Raw genomic sequence first — 17,367 nt, 5'->3', positions numbered from 1 at the left:
CCGGGACCGCCGCGGCCTGCCGTGGCGGTCCCGGCGCTCAGGGCCGCCGGGCCCCGAAGGCGCACGCACGCCGCCGCCGGGGAGCACCGTACGGCCGACGGTTCAGCCGCCCAGCGCCGCTCGCAGCCGGTCGGGATCGGTCGTCGGCGCGTCGCAGGTGAAGTTGCGGCAGACGTAGGCGGCCGGTTCGCCCCGGACCAGGGGACGGTCGGCGAGCAGCGGGAACTCGTCGCTCTCCGGGGTCCCGACGGCGACCACCGCGCCGGGCGCGGAACCCAGGAGCGCCGTGCGGTGCAGGGCGGCGGTGGCCGGGTCGTCGAGCGCCGGACCGACCACCGCGACCTCCCGCGGACCGTCCAGCACGGCCTCGGCGACCGCGAGCCCCCACCCGATGAACCGCGGGACGCGCGGGCCGAGCGCCTTCACCACGCCCAGCGCCCGTTCGGCGGCCGTGCGGTGCGGCGCGGAGCCGGTGTGCGCGGCATAGCCCAGCAGGGCGCCCGCGGCGGCGGTCCAGCCGGACGGGGTGGCGTTGTCGGTCGGGTCCTGCGGACGCCTGATCAGCCGCTCCGCGTCGGACGCCGTGTCGTACAGGGCGCCCGAGCCGGGGTCGGTGAAGCGGGTCAGGACGTGGTCGAGGAGCAGTCCGGCGAACTCCAGCCAGACGCCCTCGCCGGTCACCGACGCCAGCGCCAGGAAGCCCTCGGCGACGTCGGCGTAGTCCTCCAGCACGCCCGCGTTGGCCCCGACGCGGCCGTCCTTGCTGGTGCGGGCGATCCGGGCCTGGTCGTCCAGGTGCAGCCGGACCAGCAGATCGCCGGCGGCGACGGCCGCCTCCGTCAGGTCCGGCCGGTCGAAGTAGGCGCCGGTCTCGGCGAGCGCGGCGATCGCCAGGCCGTTCCAGGCGGCGACCACCTTGTCGTCCCGGCCGGGCGCGGGCCGCGCGGAACGCGCCGTGAGCAGCCGCTCCCTGATGCCGGCGATCCGGCCGGCGTCGAACACCTCGTCCCGCTGCGGCAGTTGCAACACCGAGGCGCCCTCCTCGAAGGTGCCCTCCGCGGTCACGCCGAAGTACCGCGCGGCGAGTTCCGCGTCCTCGTCCCCGAGGGCCTCCCGCAGCTGCGCGGGCGTCCACACGTAGTACGCGCCCTCGACGTGCCGGCCCGTGCCGCCTTCCCGTCGCCCGCCACCATCCTCCTGACGACGCCCTTCGGGCGGCACCGCCTCTTCGCTGTCGGCGTCCAGCGCGGAGGCGAAACCGCCCTCGGGGGTGCGCAGTTCGCGGACCATGAAGTCGGCGGTCTCCAGCGCGACCCGGCGGGCGAGATCGCTGCCGGTGGCCCGCCACAGGTGCGCGTACACCCGGCACAGCAGCGCGTTGTCGTAGAGCATCTTCTCGAAGTGCGGCACCACCCAGTCCCGGTCCACGGAGTACCGGGCGAAGCCGCCGCCGAGCTGGTCGTAGATCCCGCCGCGCGCCATGCGCTCGCAGGTGTCCGCCGCCATCTGCAGCGCGCCCTCGGCGCCGGTGCGGGCGTGGTGGCGCAGCAGGAACTCGAGCGTCATGGACGGCGGGAACTTCGGCGCCCCGCCGAACCCGCCGCGCTGCGGGTCGTACTCCCTGGTCAGCCCGAGCAGCGCCTGCGAGAGCTCCTGCTCGCCGGGCAGCCGGTCGTCGCCGTAGGACAGCTCCCGGCCGGCCAGGTCCCGGGCGATCTTCCCCGCCACCTCGTCGACCTCGCCGCGCCGCTCGTCCCACGCCTGGCGGACGCCCTGGAGCACCTGCCGGAACGACGGCATGCCGTGCCGGGGGGAGGGCGGGAAGTACGTACCGAAGTAGAACGGCTCCGCGTCCGGGGTGAGGAACACGGTCATGGGCCAGCCGCCCTGCCCGGTCGCCGCCTGCACCGCCTCCATGTACACGGCGTCGACGTCCGGGCGCTCCTCGCGGTCCACCTTGACGCTGACGAAGTGCGCGTTCATGTCGTCGGCGGTGGCCTGGTCCTCGAAGGACTCGTGCGCCATGACGTGGCACCAGTGGCAGCTCGAGTAGCCGACGCTCAGCAGCACCGGCACGTCGCGCCGCCGCGCCTCGGCGAAGGCCTCCTCGGACCAGGACCACCAGTCGACGGGGTTGTCGGCGTGCTGGAGGAGGTAGGGGGACGTGGCCTGCGCAAGTCGGTTCGCCATGCCTCCATCCTCCCGCACGCGTTCCCGCCCCGCCCGTACGCCACGGGAGAGGGCGTGAACGGGGCAGGAGCCGCGCGGACCTGTGTGGTGGTGGCTCCCGCGGGGGCACCGGCGAGCGACGTGATCCAGAACCAGGCACGGAGCTTTTCCCGAGCACCCCCGTAGGCGCCGGACTGCGCGAACGCACCCGGCCCGCACCGGCGCCGGGTGCTCGGACCACCCGTCCGTACGGCCCTCCAGAGGCTCTGGAAGGCCGTACGCTCAGCCCCGCTTCTCGGCGGCGCCCGCCGCCCCCGCCTTCTCGGCCTCCGCCCCCTCGGACTCCTCCGGGAAGTTCACGCGGCCCATGTGGCGGTTCATGGACTTCATCAGGGCCCACACCGCCAGAGCCATCACCGCGAAGACGATGAACCCGAGAACACCGGGGGTGACCTTGTCCTCGTCGAGTTCCTTGGCGAGGGGGACCAGGTGGGTCAATGCCAGGCTTGCGCTTGCGCTCATGTCAGGCATTGTCCCGGATGCCCGCGAAGAGGTCGTCCTCGGGGAGGGAGGTATCGACGAGGGACTTCGCGAGCTCGTACTCCTCCGTCGGCCAGACCTCCCGCTGGATGTCCATCGGCACCCGGAACCAGCCCCCGTCGGGGTCGATCTGCGTCGCGTGCGCGATCAGCGCCTTGTCACGGATCTCGAAGAAGTCGGCGCACGGCACGTGCGTGGTGAGCGTGCGCTCCTTGCGCTCGAACTCGTTCCAGCGCTTCAGCCAGTCCTCGTACGGCGACTCCAGGCCGCGGTCCAGCATCGCCCGGTGCAGCGCCTCGGTGCGGGGACGGTTGAAGCCCTGGTTGTAGTACACCTTCAGCGGCTGGTACGCCGGGCCGTACTCGTCCTCCGGGTACTTCTCGACGTCCGCCGCGCCCTCGAACGCCACCATCGTGATCTTGTGGGTCATGATGTGGTCGGGGTGCGGGTAGCCGCCGTTCTCGTCGTAGGTGGTGATCACCTGGGGACGGAACGCCCGGATCTTGCGGACCAGCTCACCGGCCGCCTTGTCGACGTCCTCCAGGGCGAAGCAGCCCTCCGGCAGCGGCGGCAGCGGGTCGCCCTCGGGCAGCCCGGAGTCCACGAACCCGAGCCACTCCTGCTTCACTCCCAGGATCTCCCGGGCCTCGTCCATCTCCTTCCTGCGCACCTCGTGGATGTTCTCCTCGATGTACGCGTCACCCTGCAGTTTCGGGTTGAGGATGGAGCCGCGCTCCCCGCCCGTGCAGGTCACCACCAGCACGTCCACCCCCTCGGACACGTACTTCGCCATGGTGGCCGCACCCTTGCTCGACTCGTCGTCGGGGTGGGCGTGCACGGCCATCAGTCGCAGCTGGTCAGTCAAGACTCAATCCTCAAGTCGGTAGGCGCCCTCAGTGCGGCGGCGCAGTCGCAGGCTTCTATAGTGACCGAATCGGGGGACGAATAATTCCGGGGTTTTCCGCTCCGGGGCCCGCCAGGGGACACCGGTCCCCCCTCTGCCGAGGAGACGATCATGAGCACGTCGAGCACGCGGCTGCCCGAGGGCCGTTACGGCCGCTCCTCGGACGAGCGTGCCGACCGCACCCTCAAGGTCGTCGGCGCCGTGCTGTCGGTGCTGATGCTCGGGCTGATCGGCTGGTTCGGCTACTACTACGTGGCGCAGAACGAGATCAGCGCCGAGCTGATCGGTTTCGACACCGCCGAGGACTCCGTGAAGGTGCACCTGGAGGTCCACAAGGACGCGGGGGTCACCGGCTACTGCACGGTCCGCTCCCAGTCCGAGGACGGCGCCGAGGTGGGCCGCGCCGACTTCCGCTTCGGCAAGGACGCCACGCGCATCGACGAGGTCGTCACGCTCCGCACCACCTCCCGGGGCACCTCGGCCGAGCTCGTCGGCTGTCACGCGGACTGACGCCACGGGGAATACCTGGCCGCTGACCTGCGCTGACATGAGTCCGGTGGCTTATGTCCTCCCCTTGCGGGCACTCAATTGTTAGGCTCGTGGTTTCGCCCATCCCTGGAGGAACATCCTTCCGGGTAGGGCGATGCTTTGTATTTCCCAGTACCTACGAGGAGCACCTGTGACCCAGACCAGCGAGAACGTCACCTGGCTGACCCAGGAGGCGTACAACAAGCTCAAGGACGAGCTTGCGTACCTTACTGGTCCCGCGCGCACGGAGATCGCCGCCAAGATCGCCGCCGCGCGCGAGGAGGGCGACCTGCGGGAGAACGGCGGGTACCACGCGGCCAAGGAAGAGCAGGGCAAGCAGGAGCTCCGTGTGCGCCAGCTCACCCAGCTCCTCGAGAACGCCAAGGTCGGCGAGGCCCCGGCGGCCGACGGTGTCGTGGCGCCCGGCATGGTCGTGACGATCGCCTTCGACGGTGACGAGGACGACACGCTGTCCTTCCTGCTCGCCTCCCGCGAGTACGCGAGCTCCGACATCGAGACCTACTCGCCGCAGTCCCCGCTCGGCTCGGGCGTCATCGGCCACAAGGTCGGCGAGGACGCGGAGTACGAGCTGCCGAACGGCAAGAAGGCCTTGGTGAAGATCCTGGAGGCGAAGCCGTACACCGGCTGATCCGCCCCCGCGAGTCCCGACGGGCCCCCGGCACCCTGTGCGGTGCCGGGGGCTTCGTCATGCGGCCGCCGAGCGGTACTTGCGCACGGCGAGCGTCCGGAAGACCGCGATGATCAGCACGGACCAGATCAGCGACGCCCAGACCGGGTGCTGCATCGGCCACGCGTCGGACTGCACGACGCCCGGGTTGCCGAACAGCTCTCGACACGCCTGCACGGTCGCACTGAAGGGATTCCACTCGGCGATGTGCCGGAGCCAGGGGGTCATCTGACTGGAGTCCACGAAGGCGTTCGAGATGAACGTCACCGGGAACAGCCAGATGATGCCGCCCGAGGTCGCCGCCTCAGGGGTCCGTACGGACAGGCCGATCAGCGCACCGATCCAGGTGAAGGCGTATCCGAGCAGGAGGAGCAGCGCGAAGGCGCCCAGCACCTCGCCGGCGTTGGTCGGCTCGGCCGAGCCGGGTCGCCAGCCCACGATCAGCGCGACGGTCGCGAGGACGAGCATCGTGATGAACGTCTGCGCCAGGTCCGCGACGGTCCGGCCGGTCAGGACCGCGCCCCGCGCCATCGGGAGCGACCGGAAGCGGTCCACCAGCCCCTTTTGCATGTCGTCGGCGATGCCGGCGGCCGAGCCGGCCGTGGCGAAGGTGACGGTCTGCGCGAAGATCCCGGCCATCAGGAAGTTCTTGTAGACGTCCGGGTCGGTGGTTCCGCCGACGCTCATCGAGCCACCGAAGACGTACGTGAAGAGGACGACGAACATGACGGGCTGGATGACCCCGAAAAGGAGCATCTCGGGGATCCGGGTCATGCGGATCAGATTTCTGCGGGCGACGACCAGGGAGTCCCGGATCGACCGGCCGAGGGGGTTGCCGGGGGCCGTGGCCCGGACGGTGTCGGTGACGGCGCTCATTTCGCGGTCTCCTTGGTCTCCCCGGCCTCGGTCCCGGCCTCCGCGACATGGCCGGTGAGGGAGAGGAAGACGTCGTCGAGGGTGGGGCGGCGCAGACCGATGTCGTCGATCTCGATGCCGTCGGTGTCGAGGTCGCGGATGATCTCGGCGAGAAGCTTCGCGCCGCCGGAGACCGGTGTGGTGATCTTGCGCATGTGCTCCTCGACCGTGGTGTCGCCCTGGCCGGCGCCGCGCAGGCTGTACTTGTCGAGGAGGGCGGACGCGGCCCGGATGTCCTCGCGGTCGTGCACCACGACCTCGACGCGTTCGCCGCCGGTGCGGGCCTTGAGCTGGTCGGAGGTGCCCTGGGCGATGACCCGGCCGTGGTCGACGACCGCGATGTCGTGGGCCAGGTGGTCGGCCTCCTCCAGGTACTGGGTGGTGAGCAGCAGCGTCGTGCCGCCGGAGACGAGCTGTTTGATCACCTCCCACAGCTGCTGGCGGTTGCGCGGGTCGAGGCCGGTGGTCGGCTCGTCCATGAACATCACGGGCGGCGAGACGACCAGGGCGGCGGCGAGGTCGAGGCGGCGGCGCATGCCCCCGGAGTAGGTCTTGGCGGTGCGGTCGGCGGCGTCCGCGAGGTGGAACTGCTCCAGCAGTTCGTCCGCGCGGGCCTTCGCCGCCTTCGCCCTCATCTGGTAGAGCTGTCCGACCATCTGCAGGTTCTCGCGGCCGGTCAGGTACTCGTCGACGGCGGCGAACTGGCCGGACAGGCCGATGGAGCGGCGTACGGCGTCGGGCTGTCTCAGCACGTCGAGGCCGGCGACGACCGCCTTGCCGCTGTCGGGCCGCAGCAGGGTGGTCAGACAGCGGACGGTGGTGGTCTTGCCCGCGCCGTTCGGCCCGAGCAGACCCAGGACGGTGCCCTCGGGGACTTCGAGGTCGACGCCGTCCAGTGCCCTGACGTTCCCGAAGGTCTTCACCAGACCTTCTGCGTAGATGGCGCCTGGCATATGAGTCTCCACGTCGTCGTGATTCTTCGGAAAGCCTAGGGTTGCGCGCTTCGTCGTGCTGAGGTTTTTCACCGGGCGGGGGTGGCGGGGCGCGCGATCAGGCACCCGGCGACGAGACACACAGTAACGCGATGTATCGCGTCTCACAATGGGCTCACCCGAAGGAGTGACACGCCGTCGGACGTCAGTCCATGACCGTGTAACCCGCCTCGCGCAGAGCCCTGTTGACCTCCGCGCAGTGCTCCGGGCCCTTGGTCTCCAGGTGCAGCTCGACCTCCGCTTCCGTGAGGCCGAGCCGTGGATCGGTCCGCACGTGGCTCACGTCGAGGACGTTGGCGTCCGCCGCCGACAACGCCCCCAGAAGCGAGGCGAGCGCGCCCGGCCGGTCCGTCAGCCTCAGCCGCACGGCCAGGTAGCGGCCCTGCGCGGCCATGCCGTGCCGCAGCACCCGCTCCATCAGCACCGGGTCCACGTTGCCGCCGGACAGCACCGCGACGACCGGTCCCTCGAAGGCGCCGGGACGGCTCAGCAGCGCCGCGACCGGGCTCGCCCCGGCCGGCTCGACGACCAGCTTGGCCCGCTCCAGGCACAGCAGCAGCGCGGCCGACAGCTCGTCCTCGGTGACCGTGCACACCTCGTCCACCAACTCGTCGACGATCCCGAACGGCACGTCCCCGGGCCGCCCCACCTTGATCCCGTCGGCCATCGTCGCCGGGTCGCGCACCGACACCGGACGCCCGGCCGCCAGCGAGGGCGGATACGCCGCCGCACCCGCCGCCTGCACGCCGACGATCCGCACGTCGGGCCGCAGCGCCTTCACCGCGACCGCGATCCCGGCGGCCAGCCCGCCCCCGCCGACCCCGACGACGATCGTGCGCACCTCGGGGCACTGCTCCAGGATCTCCAGGCCCACCGTGCCCTGACCCGCGATGACGTCCGGGTGGTCGAAGGGGTGGATGAACACGGCGCCCGTCCCGTGCGCGTACTCCGTCGCCGCGGCCAGCGTCTCGTCGACCACCTGGCCCTGCAGGCGCACCTCGGCGCCGTACTCCCGGGTCGCGCTGATCTTCGGCAGCGGGGCGCCCCTCGGCATGAACACCGTGGACCGCACCCCGAGCAGCGACGACGCCAGCGCGACCCCCTGCGCGTGGTTGCCGGCGCTCGCCGCGACGACACCGGCGGCCCGCTCCTCGGGCAGCAGCCCGGCGATCCGGACGTACGCGCCGCGCAGCTTGAACGACCCCGTCCGCTGCAGATTCTCGCACTTCAGGTGCACCGGGGCGCCCACCCGCCGGGACAGGTGCCTGCTGCCCTCCAGCGCGGTCGTCCGGGCCACGCCCGAGAGCATCTTCCGAGCGCCGCGCACATCGTCGAGGGTGACGGTCCGCAGGGATTCGGCCGTGCTGTAGCTCATGGCTCCAGGATCGCAGTTCGCCGGCGGCGGCGACCGGTGTGACCAACCCGCGGACTCGGCTTTGCGCAGCGCCGGTACGGGCCGCCGTCCGGCCGCGTACCCTGTCCCCCAATTAGCAGCCCTCCACGAAGTGAGCCCTCGGCCATGCCCACAACACCTGATATGTCGATGGACATGAGGACGGACCTGACGGCCGTCGGCGACACCGGTCTCCTCGACACGCTGCAGCACGAGGTGGCGCTGTTCGCCCGCCGTGCCGAACAGACGCGTCTGGGCGGAGTCGGCCAGGTGCGCAACTCGATGGACCGCGCCGCGTACCTGCTGCTCAACCGTCTCGACAAGGAAGGCCCGATGGGCGTCAAGGCGCTCGCCGCGAGCATGGGCATCGACTCCTCGACGGTCACCCGGCAGGTCGCCCCGCTCGTGGACACCGGCCTGGTCAAACGGACCTCGCACCCCGAGGACGGGCGCGCGGTCGTGCTCCAGCTGTCCCCGCGCGGGCAGTCGCGCCTGGAGGAAGTGCGCTCCTCGCGGCGCCAGTTGATGGCCGAGCTGACGCAGGAGTGGGCGCCGGAGGAGCGCGAGGCGTTCTGCACGCTCCTGACGCGCTTCAACGGCGCGCTGTCCGCGCGAATGTCCGCACAGGGGGCCCCGGAGGGCGGGTCGTCCTCCTGACCGGACTCCCCGGAGGGCGCACCCCCGGACGGGCTGATTCCGGCCCGCCCGGCGATAACCGGCCCCTCCGGCGTCCGAGGAGCGGGGGTCCGGGGGCGACGCCTCCGGGGACGGGAACGGGAAAGGGCGGCGGGGCGGAAACCGGAGCGTCGTACGCGCACGTCTCTTGACCGGGCGGTGCCTCCTGGCCTGATATGAGAACCGAGGGCTCACTCGGGGGTCGCGGGAGGCGCGGTTGCGACAACGGCATGCGACCCAGGACATCCACCGCGCCCGCGAGTTCGAGGCGTACGTCGCCGGCGCGGGCGGACGCCTGCTGCACACCGCGACCCTGCTCACCGCCGAGGCCCCGGACGACAACCCGCACGCGCGGCGCCTGCTCACCCTGGCGCTGGCCCACACGTACGCGAGCTGGGACCGGCTGCACGGCGGGGACCCCTACGCCCACACCCGCCGCTGCCTGGCGACCCGCTTCGCGAACGGCGCCTGGCGCCGGCGCGGCGGACTGCTCCGCTCCCGCGCCCGCCCGGCGGGCCTGCTGGCCCGGCTCTCCCCGCAGGAACGCCTGGTCCTGGTGCTGCGGCTGCACGAAGGAATCGCCGAGGAACAGACGGCGGCCCTGCTCGGCCTGTCCGCGGAGCGCGTGCGGACCGTCTTCCACCGCGCGATGACCGTCGTGCTGCGTCCGCCTCCGGGACCGGCCTCCGCGGTGGGCGGCGCCGAGGCGGTGCCGTCGTGACCCGGATGAGGCGTGAGGCGACCGTACGGCGGATGCTGGAGCAGTCGCCGCCGCGCGTACCGCCCGAGCTCCACGAGGAGGCTGCGCGGCGCGGGGCCCGCGTCCTGCGCCGCAGGGTGCTCGCCCGCCGCGTGATGTGGCTGTTGTTGCTGGCGGGGACCATGGCGTTCGTGGTGTGGGCGCTGACCGCCCGCCCCTGGGTGGAGCCGCCGTCGGAGACGACTCCACCGCTCACGGGCTGGTGACCGTCACCGTCCGAGCGCCTGCTGGAGGTCTTCGAGCAGGTCGTCGACGTTCTCGATGCCCACGGAGAGGCGCACCAGGTCGGCGGGGACCTCGAGCGCGGAGCCGGCCGCGGACGCGTGCGTCATCCGCCCGGGGTGCTCGATCAGCGACTCGACGCCGCCCAGGGACTCGCCGAGCGTGAACACCTCCGCCCGGTTGCAGACCTCGACGGCCGCCTCCTCGCCGCCCTCCACGCGGAAGGAGACCATGCCGCCGAAGGCCCGCATCTGCTTGGCGGCGACCTCGTGGCCGGGGTGGTCGGGCAGCCCCGGGTACAGGACGCTCGTCACGCGCGCGTGGCGGGTGAGCATGTCGGCGATCCGCGTGGCGTTCTCGCTGTGCCGGTCCATGCGGACCGAGAGCGTCTTGGTGCCGCGCAGCACCAGCCAGGAGTCGAAGGGCCCGGCGACCGCGCCCATCGCGTTCTGGTGGTAGGCGAGCTCCTCGCCCAGCTCCGCGTCGCCGGTGATCAGGGCGCCGCCGACGACGTCGGAGTGGCCGCCCATGTACTTGGTCAGGGAGTGCACGACGACGTCCGCGCCGAGCGCGAGCGGCTGCTGGAGGTACGGCGTGGCGAAGGTGTTGTCGACGACGAGCCGGACCCCGGCGTCCCGGGCCACCTGGGCCACGGCGGCGATGTCGGTGATGCCGAGCAGCGGGTTGGAGGGGGTCTCCACCCAGACGACCTTGGTGTTCGGGGTGATCGCGGCCCGGACGGCGGCCGGGTCGGAGGTGTCGGCCACGGACCATGCCACGCCCCAGCGGGCGACGACCTTGGCGAAGAGGCGGAACGTGCCGCCGTACGCGTCGTTCGGGATCACCACGTGGTCGCCGGGGCTGAGCAGCGTGCGCAGCAGGCAGTCCTCGGCCGCCAGTCCGGACGCGAACGCGAGGCCGCGGCGGCCGCCCTCCAGAGCGGCGAGGTTCTCCTCCAGCGCGGTCCTGGTCGGATTGGCGCTGCGGCTGTACTCGTAGCCGCCGCGCAGGCCGCCGACGCCGTCCTGCTTGTAGGTGGACACCTGGTAGATCGGCGGGACGACCGCGCCCGTCAGGGGGTCGGCGGTGTTGCCCGCGTGGATCGCGAGCGTCTCGAAGTGCTGACTGATGTGCCTGTCGCTCATGGGAACCGAGGGTAGTGGGCGCACGGTCCGGATGAGGGACGCGGAGCGGGCGGAGTGGGGGAGCGGGCGGACGCCGGGAGTTTTCCACAGGGCCCGGCACCGGGTTGGCCAATTGCCGGCGTGGTCTGGTTCGCTTGGTGGCATGGAGATTCTCTGGGTCCTGATCGCGCTCGTCATGCTCGGCTTCGTGGTGGTGCCGTATCTGCGGCGCGGGCGCGGGGCGATCACGCAGGTCCCCGCCGGTCACCCGGACGCGGCGGACCCGGTGAACTACGGCTTCGCCCGCGAGGAGGAGCTGGACGTCCGCATGCCGGGCCCCGACCAGGACCTGCTGGACGTCCTGGACCTGGTGCAGCGCACGCAGGACTACCGCGCGGCGCAGCAGCTGCTGGCCGGCACGGACGCGGCGGGCGAGCGGCGCTGGCAGCGCGTGCAGGCGTTCGCGGGCGCGGCCTCGCTGGAGTTGCAGCAGCGGCCCGGCGGGGTGGGCGAGGCGCCGGGCGGGCAGTGGCTGCGGGTGTGGCGGACCGAGATGCCCAAGGACGCGGGCGGCGCCGCGGTGCACGCCGAGTTCCTGGTGCAGCAGGCGTGGCGTACGGCGACGCCCGGGACGGACGAGTTCCGGATCATCATGGAGGAAGCGAGGACGGCGTGCGGCGAAGCCGCGCTGCTGGCTCCCGGCGACCCCGTCCCGTACCTCGTGGAGCTGTCGGTGGCCCGTGGACTCGGGTACTCGCGGCAGGACTTCGAGCAGGTCTGGCTGAAGATCCTGGACCGCGCCCCGGCCCACATGGGGGCGCACCTGGCCGCGCTGCACTACTGGTGCGAGAAGTGGCACGGCTCGCGGCAGCAGGCGTTCGCGTTCGCGGAGGCCGCGGCGGCGCGGGCGCCCCAGGGCTCCCTGCTCGCCGCCATGCCGCTCTTCGCGGTCTTCGAGCACCTGCCCGAGGTGAACCTGGTCGCCGGTTTCCACCAGAGCGAGACCGTCACCAAGGCGGTCCACGGCGCGCTGCACGCGGTGCACTCGGCCCGCCCCGACGACCCGATGACGGCACACGTACGGCACCTGCTGGTCTTCTTCCTGGTCCGCGGCGAGCGCTGGGCGGAGGCCATGAGCCAGCTCATACACATCGACGGCCACGTGGGCGCCCTCCCCTGGACCCTCTCCCCCGACCCGGCCGCCGAGTTCGCCGTCCACCGCGCCCTGGCGGTGGCCGGCTACGAGGCGAACGGCGGCAGCCCGGCGACCCTGCCGCGCTGACCGCCGCGGTCCGCCTCCCGGCCGGCGGCCGGTGTCAGATCGTCGCCGTGTCGATCACGAAGCGGTAGCGGACGTCGCTGTTCAGGACGCGCTCGTACGCCTCGTTGATGCCGGCCGCGCCGATCAGTTCGATCTCCGCACCGATGCCGTGCTCGGCGCAGAAGTCCAGCATCTCCTGGGTCTCCCGGATGCCGCCGATGCTCGACCCCGCGAGGGTCTTGCGTCCGCCGATCACCGAGAAGAGGTTGAGGGAGACGGGCTCCTCCGGGGCGCCCACGTTCACCAGCGCGCCGTCCGTCCGCAGCAGCGACAGGTAGGCGCCGAGGTCGAGCGGGGCGGAGACCGTGGAGAGGATCAGGTCGAAGGCGCCCTCCAGCTCCTCGAAGGTGGCCGGGTCCGCGGTGGCGTAGTAGTGGTCGGCGCCCAGCCTCAGCCCGTCGTCCTTCTTCCGCAGCGACTGCGACAGCACCGTCACCTCGGCGCCGAGCGCGTGCGCGATCTTCACGGCCATGTGGCCGAGGCCGCCGAGTCCGACGATCGCGACCTTCTTGCCGGGACCGGCGCCCCAGTGCCGCAGGGGGGAGTACGTGGTGATGCCGGCGCACAGCAGGGGGGCGGCCTCGTCCAGCGGGATCCCCTCGGGGATGCCGACGACGAAGTTCTCGTCCACGACGATCTTCTCCGAGTAGCCGCCGTAGGTCGGCTCGCCGTCCCGGCCGATGCCGTTGTAGGTCATCACGTTGCCGCCGGTGCAGTACTGCTCCTTGCCGGCCTCGCAGTTGTCGCACTCGCGGCAGGAGTCGACCATGCAGCCGACGCCGACGCGGTCACCCACCTGGTAACGGGTGACGCCGGGGCCGACCTCGGAGACCACACCGGCGATCTCGTGGCCGGGGACCATCGGGAAGATCGCCTCGCCCCAGCCCTCACGGACCTGGTGGATGTCGGAGTGACAGATACCGGCGAACTTGATGTCGATCAGGACGTCGTGCTCGCCGACCGCGCGCCGCTCGATGGTCGTCCGCTCCAGCGGAGCCTTGGCGGCGGGTGCGGCGTATGCGGCGACAGTGGTCATACCGGGGGTTCTCCTCGTGAGGTCGTGCGCCCGGCTGTCTCCTGTCCGGCCGGGCACGGCCTCCAGCCTGCTCCGGCGCCTCGGACTCACCCAGACCACGGCTCTGCCTACGTTGGCCGTGCGTACCACTGGCGGGGACAGGATGCCGTGCGTACGACCGGGAATACTGGGGCCATGGACGAGCAGCACACCCACCAGGCCGGCCCCGCGAGCGGCGGCCTCGACCCGCGGACGGAGCTCAGCGAGTTCCTGCGCACCCGGCGGGCCCGGCTGAAGCCGGAGGACGTGGGTCTGCCGGACTTCGGACGGCGCCGCCGGGTACCCGGTCTGCGCCGCGAGGAGCTGGCCCAGCTCGCCGGGGTGTCCGTGGCGTACTACACGCGCCTGGAGCAGGGCAACGGGCGGAACGTGTCGGCGGAGGTGCTGGACTCGATCGCGCGCGCCCTGCGCCTCACCGACGCCGAGCGGTCCCACCTCACGCATCTGGCGAAGCCGAAGCAACAGCGGCGCAAGCCGGCGGCCCGGACCCAGCACGTCCGCCTCCCGCTGCGGCACCTGCTGGAGTCGATGGACGCGGTCCCGGCGTACGTGGTGGGCCGGCGTTCGGAGATCCTCGCCTGGAACCGGATGGCGGCGGCGGTCTTCGGGGACTGGGGGCTGCTCCCGGCACAGGAGCGGAACTGGGCGCGGCTGGTGTTCCTGAACCCGGACTACCGGGAGCTGTTCGTGGAGTGGGAGCAGAAGGCGTACGACATGGTCGCCTATCTCCGCATGGACGCGGGACTCCATCCGGACGATCCGCAGCTGTCCTCCCTGGTGGGCGAGCTGTCCGTGAAGAGCGAGGAGTTCCGCAGGCTGTGGGCGGCGCACGACGTCAAGGAGAAGAGTCACGGCGTCAAGCACGTGAGGCACCCGCTGGCCGGTGAGCTGACGCTGCTGTGGGAGTCGTTCCGTCCGGCCGGCGACGACACGGGTCAGTCGCTGGTCACGTACTTCACGGAGCCGGGTTCGCCGTCGGCGGAGGCCCTGCGGCTGCTGGCCAGCTGGGGCGCGGACGCGAGGCGGTCCGGGGCGGACGCCACGGCGCCGTGAGGCGCGGGGTCCCTCGACCACGGAACGGCCCGCCGGGAGCAGTGCTTCCGACGGGCCGTCCGCTCACGGACCACTCGCCGTAGTCGTAGGACACGTACGCGGACGGGGACTTGAGGTTCTTGCCCCTGGCGGCGCCCTCGACGGCGACCGGGACGCCGGCCTTCCTGTCGGCCGTCACCTTGCTGTCCGGTCCGGTGGCCGCCTGGAAGCGGACCGTGGAGGCGGCGGCGAGCTTGGCGCTGCGCTTGACCGAGGTGGTCAGCTTGGTGGCGCGCAAGGCGGCCGATGCCGCGACCGGCGCCACCGAACAGGCCCTGATCGAGACGGGCCGCACACACGCCCGGGAGGTACGGTTCGTGCAGCCCGCGCACACCAGCATGGACTGCGCGCGGTGCGGAGCGGGAGCCAGGCACGCCCTGCCGCTGTCAGAACGCACCTGCACCTGCGCCGCGTGCGGAGCCGTCCGTCCCGGGGACGCGAACTCCGCCCGCGTGATGCTCCTCCGGGCAGGTCCGGACCCGGCTGGTGTCGAAGGCACAGGACCTCCCGGAGCGCCGCCGGGCGAACTCGGCGCCACCCGGCCGGGGGTGTTCTCGTACGCATGCGCGCACCCCCCGGATCACGCGGTAGGCCGAGGGGCGATCAAGCGTCTCGAAGGAACGCCGGAAAGGGCGCCGAAGTCGACGGGCGGCTGTCGCACCACCGCCGGAACTCCGTTGCGCGACCGTGTGGTCGGCTCCTCCTCCGGTCAGACTCCCGGGTTCTCCCGCACGGTGATCCGCCCCTTGCGGATCGTCGCCAGGCGCGGGGCCGCCTTCGCGATCGACGAGTCGTGGGTGACCATGACGAAGGTCGGACCCAGCTCCTCCCACATGCGGATGAGCACGTCCATGATCTCGTCGCGCATCGACTCGTCGAGGTTTCCGGTGGGTTCGTCGGCGAGCAGCACCTTCGGCTCCTTCACCAGCGCCCGCGCGATGGCCACGCGCTGCTGCTGGCCGCCGGACATCTCGCCGGGCAGGTGCCCGAGCCGCTCGCCCAGGCCGACCGACGCCAGCGCCTCGGCGGCCTTCTCCCGGCGCTCCTTGGCCTTCACGCCGAGCGGGACGAGCGCGGTCTCGACGTTCTCCTGCGCGGTGAGCGTGGGGATCAGGTTGAACGACTGGAAGACGAAGCCGATGTTCTCGCTGCGGACCCGGGTGAGCCGGGCCTCGGGCAGCCTGGCCAGGTCGGTGCCGTCCAGGAGGATCTCGCCGGAGCTGGGCCGGTCGAGGCCGCCGAGCATCTGCAGCAGCGTGGACTTGCCGCCGCCGGTGGGGCCCTGGATGACGAGCCGGTCGCCGTCGGGGATGGTCAGGTCGACTCCGTCGAGGGCGTTGACGGTCTCCTTGCCTCGCGTGTAACGCCGGGTGACGCCTTTGAGTTCGTACATGGGTCTGCTCCTGGATCGCGTACGGGGGTGGGGCCCGTCCGCTGCGGGCGGGCCCCGGTCGGCGGTGCCGGGCGGGTGCTACTCGACGCGGCGGAGCGCGTCGGCCGGCCGCAGCCGGGAGGCGCGCCAGCCGCCGAAGGCGCCGGCGACGAGACCGCCGGCCACGGCGAGGCCGACCGCGAGGGCGAGGGTGGTGAGGCCGACCGGCGCGGTCAGCGCGACCTCGAGGGTCCTGACGGCGGCCTGCCGTCCGGGTCCGCCCGTGCCGCCACCGGGTCCGCCCGTGCCGCCACCGCTGCCGCCGCCGAGCTGGGCCTGCAGGGTGGGGCTGACGGCGGTGACGGCGTACGCGCCCGCCAGGCCGAGCGCGATGCCGAGGGCGCCGCCGATCAGGCCCTGGACCATGGATTCGCCGACCACCTGCCGGGTCACCCGGCCGGACTTCCAGCCCAGTGCCTTGAGGGTGCCGAACTCGCGCACCCGGCGGGAGACCGCCGAGGAGGTGAGCAGACCGGCGACGAGGAACGCGGCCACGAGCACCACGACCGACAGCCAGGTGCCGACGCCGGCGGCGAGGGAGGAGGCGGTGGACAGGGAGCCGGAGACGGTGTCCGCGAGGTCGGCGGAGGTCGTGACGGTCGTACCGGAAATGCTCTTCTGGATCCGGGACTTGACGCTGTCGATCCGCTGGGAGTCGGTCGCCTTGACGTAGATCGTGGTGACCTTGTCCTCGGCGTCGGCGAGGGTCTGCGCCTGCTTCAGCGGCAGGTAGAGGTTGGCCGCGGCGTCCCCGCTGGCGGCGGTGGCGATGCCGATGACCTTGTACCCGGCGCCCTTGACCGTGACGGTGTCACCGGTCTCGAGCTCCTTCTCCTTGGCGTAGGCGGAGTCGGCGACGGCGACCTTCGCGTCGGTCTCGGTCGTCTTGAAGGTGCGTCCGTCGGTGATCTCGGAGGAGGTCAGCGGGCCGAGTCCGGGCTCGGTGACGTCGGTTCCGTAGACGGTGTAGCTGTTGACGTCGAAGGCGGCGCCGCCGCCCTCGACCCGGCCCTCCGGGGAGGACTGGCCGCCACCGGGACCACCGCCCTGACCTTCCTGGCCGTCCTGGCCTTCCTGCTGGAACCGGCCCCGGGTGAACTCACCGCTCACCTTCACGACGTGCAGGCTCAGTCCGCCCACCGCGTCGGCGACGCCGTCCTGCTCGCCGACCTCGGTCACGGTGGAGCTCGCCAGGGTCTGGAAGCCCTGCACCATGACGCGGTCGCTGCTCTGCTCCTCGCCGGAGTCGTCGTCCCGGGCGTCGAACTGGAACCGGGGACGGTCGGCGGCGGTCCCGGACCGGGCCTCCGCCGCCTTGGTGACCGTCATGTCCGTGCCGAGCCCGTACAGGGACTGCAGGACCTTCTCCTGCGCCTTGCCCATGCCGGAGGACACGGAGGTGACCACGATGACCAGCGCGATGCCGAGCGCCAGCCCGGAGGCGACGACGAGGGCCGCCTTTCTGCGGCGGCGCAGCTCGCGCCTCAGGTAGGTGAAGAACATGGCGGCAAGGTAGGGACGCCGGGTGATGAAGTGA

Annotated in this window: 17 protein-coding genes and 1 pseudogene; 8 read left to right on the top strand and 10 right to left on the bottom strand. The window is 72.0% G+C overall.

Features of this window, described 5'->3' with window-relative positions; translation table 11 throughout:
* Nucleotides 1-102: 102 nt before the first annotated feature.
* The 3 genes from ACZ8ZB_RS21560 to mca form a co-directional block, all read right to left on the bottom strand.
* Nucleotides 103-2,190: a thioredoxin domain-containing protein gene (locus ACZ8ZB_RS21560; protein WP_470739294.1), complete on the bottom strand. Its 2,088-nt coding sequence runs from the start codon at nt 2,188-2,190 to the stop codon at nt 103-105.
* Between the two features lie 261 nt (nt 2,191-2,451).
* Nucleotides 2,452-2,700 carry a hypothetical protein gene (locus ACZ8ZB_RS21555; RefSeq protein ID WP_470739293.1) on the bottom strand — a complete coding sequence of 83 codons (249 nt, stop codon included), beginning with the start codon at nt 2,698-2,700 and terminating at the stop codon, nt 2,452-2,454.
* Nucleotides 2,693-3,574: a mycothiol conjugate amidase Mca gene (gene mca / locus ACZ8ZB_RS21550; RefSeq protein WP_470739292.1), complete on the bottom strand. Its 882-nt coding sequence runs from the start codon at nt 3,572-3,574 to the stop codon at nt 2,693-2,695. Before mca ends, ACZ8ZB_RS21555 begins: the two co-directional genes overlap by 8 nt.
* 150 nt (nt 3,575-3,724) lie before the next feature.
* Here mca and ACZ8ZB_RS21545 point away from each other — a divergent pair, with 150 nt between their 5' ends.
* Together ACZ8ZB_RS21545 and greA are read left to right on the top strand one after the other, a co-directional pair.
* Nucleotides 3,725-4,123, top strand: coding sequence for a DUF4307 domain-containing protein (locus tag ACZ8ZB_RS21545; protein ID WP_470739291.1), 399 nt, complete (start codon nt 3,725-3,727; stop codon nt 4,121-4,123).
* Nucleotides 4,124-4,292: 169 nt separating this feature from the next.
* Nucleotides 4,293-4,790, top strand: coding sequence for a transcription elongation factor GreA (gene greA, locus ACZ8ZB_RS21540; RefSeq protein ID WP_470739290.1), 498 nt, complete (start codon nt 4,293-4,295; stop codon nt 4,788-4,790).
* A 57-nt stretch (nt 4,791-4,847) separates the two neighbouring features.
* Here the strand turns inward: greA and ACZ8ZB_RS21535 are convergent, their stop codons facing one another.
* The 3 genes from ACZ8ZB_RS21535 to ilvA all read right to left on the bottom strand — a co-directional run bounded on the left by ACZ8ZB_RS21535 (nt 4,848) and on the right by ilvA (nt 8,111).
* Entirely contained in the window at nt 4,848-5,705 is an 858-nt protein-coding gene (locus ACZ8ZB_RS21535; RefSeq protein ID WP_470739289.1) for an ABC transporter permease, read from the bottom strand.
* The gene (locus tag ACZ8ZB_RS21530; RefSeq protein WP_470739288.1) at nt 5,702-6,697 is read right to left on the bottom strand and encodes an ATP-binding cassette domain-containing protein; all 996 of its coding nucleotides are present in this window, start codon (nt 6,695-6,697) and stop codon (nt 5,702-5,704) included. The genes ACZ8ZB_RS21535 and ACZ8ZB_RS21530 overlap by 4 nt, the downstream gene beginning before the upstream one ends.
* Before the next feature lie 184 nt (nt 6,698-6,881).
* Entirely contained in the window at nt 6,882-8,111 is a 1,230-nt protein-coding gene (ilvA, locus tag ACZ8ZB_RS21525) for a threonine ammonia-lyase (RefSeq protein WP_470739287.1), read from the bottom strand.
* Between the two features lie 174 nt (nt 8,112-8,285).
* On the opposite strand from ilvA, the gene ACZ8ZB_RS21520 reads away from it, so the two are divergent.
* The 3 genes from ACZ8ZB_RS21520 (at nt 8,286) to ACZ8ZB_RS21510 (ending at nt 9,770) form a co-directional block, all read left to right on the top strand.
* Complete coding sequence (locus ACZ8ZB_RS21520; protein WP_470739286.1) at nt 8,286-8,786, top strand: MarR family winged helix-turn-helix transcriptional regulator; 501 nt, start codon at nt 8,286-8,288, stop codon at nt 8,784-8,786.
* 235 nt (nt 8,787-9,021) lie between these two features.
* Nucleotides 9,022-9,525, top strand: coding sequence for a sigma factor-like helix-turn-helix DNA-binding protein (locus tag ACZ8ZB_RS21515; protein WP_470739285.1), 504 nt, complete (start codon nt 9,022-9,024; stop codon nt 9,523-9,525).
* On the top strand, nt 9,522-9,770 hold the full coding sequence (locus ACZ8ZB_RS21510; RefSeq protein WP_470739284.1) for a hypothetical protein: 249 nt from the start codon (nt 9,522-9,524) through the stop codon (nt 9,768-9,770). Before ACZ8ZB_RS21515 ends, ACZ8ZB_RS21510 begins: the two co-directional genes overlap by 4 nt.
* A gap of 3 nt (nt 9,771-9,773) precedes the next feature.
* Here the strand turns inward: ACZ8ZB_RS21510 and ACZ8ZB_RS21505 are convergent, their stop codons facing one another.
* Entirely contained in the window at nt 9,774-10,931 is a 1,158-nt protein-coding gene (locus ACZ8ZB_RS21505) for a cystathionine gamma-synthase (protein WP_470739283.1), read from the bottom strand.
* A 142-nt stretch (nt 10,932-11,073) separates the two neighbouring features.
* Here ACZ8ZB_RS21505 and ACZ8ZB_RS21500 point away from each other — a divergent pair, with 142 nt between their 5' ends.
* Nucleotides 11,074-12,192 carry a hypothetical protein gene (locus ACZ8ZB_RS21500; protein ID WP_470739282.1) on the top strand — a complete coding sequence of 373 codons (1,119 nt, stop codon included), beginning with the start codon at nt 11,074-11,076 and terminating at the stop codon, nt 12,190-12,192.
* A gap of 34 nt (nt 12,193-12,226) precedes the next feature.
* Here the strand turns inward: ACZ8ZB_RS21500 and ACZ8ZB_RS21495 are convergent, their stop codons facing one another.
* The gene (locus tag ACZ8ZB_RS21495; protein ID WP_470739281.1) at nt 12,227-13,267 is read right to left on the bottom strand and encodes an NAD(P)-dependent alcohol dehydrogenase; all 1,041 of its coding nucleotides are present in this window, start codon (nt 13,265-13,267) and stop codon (nt 12,227-12,229) included.
* 174 nt (nt 13,268-13,441) lie between these two features.
* Here ACZ8ZB_RS21495 and ACZ8ZB_RS21490 point away from each other — a divergent pair, with 174 nt between their 5' ends.
* On the top strand, nt 13,442-14,359 hold the full coding sequence (locus ACZ8ZB_RS21490; RefSeq protein WP_470739280.1) for an MmyB family transcriptional regulator: 918 nt from the start codon (nt 13,442-13,444) through the stop codon (nt 14,357-14,359).
* Between the two features lie 194 nt (nt 14,360-14,553).
* Nucleotides 14,554-14,841, top strand: a pseudogene (locus ACZ8ZB_RS21485) (zinc ribbon domain-containing protein); the annotation flags it as partial.
* Nucleotides 14,842-15,107: 266 nt separating this feature from the next.
* Here ACZ8ZB_RS21485 and ACZ8ZB_RS21480 read toward each other — a convergent pair.
* Together ACZ8ZB_RS21480 and ACZ8ZB_RS21475 are read right to left on the bottom strand one after the other, a co-directional pair.
* The gene (locus tag ACZ8ZB_RS21480) at nt 15,108-15,791 is read right to left on the bottom strand and encodes an ABC transporter ATP-binding protein (RefSeq protein ID WP_470739279.1); all 684 of its coding nucleotides are present in this window, start codon (nt 15,789-15,791) and stop codon (nt 15,108-15,110) included.
* Between the two features lie 78 nt (nt 15,792-15,869).
* Nucleotides 15,870-17,333, bottom strand: a complete 1,464-nt coding sequence (locus tag ACZ8ZB_RS21475) for an ABC transporter permease (RefSeq protein ID WP_470739278.1) — start codon at nt 17,331-17,333, stop codon at nt 15,870-15,872.
* Between the last annotated feature and the right edge of the window lie 34 nt (nt 17,334-17,367).

It is taken from the genome of Streptomyces sp. 12E (assembly GCF_055633275.1).
Note: the sequence above shows the minus strand (reverse complement) of the source record. Positions and strands in the feature narration are given on the sequence as shown.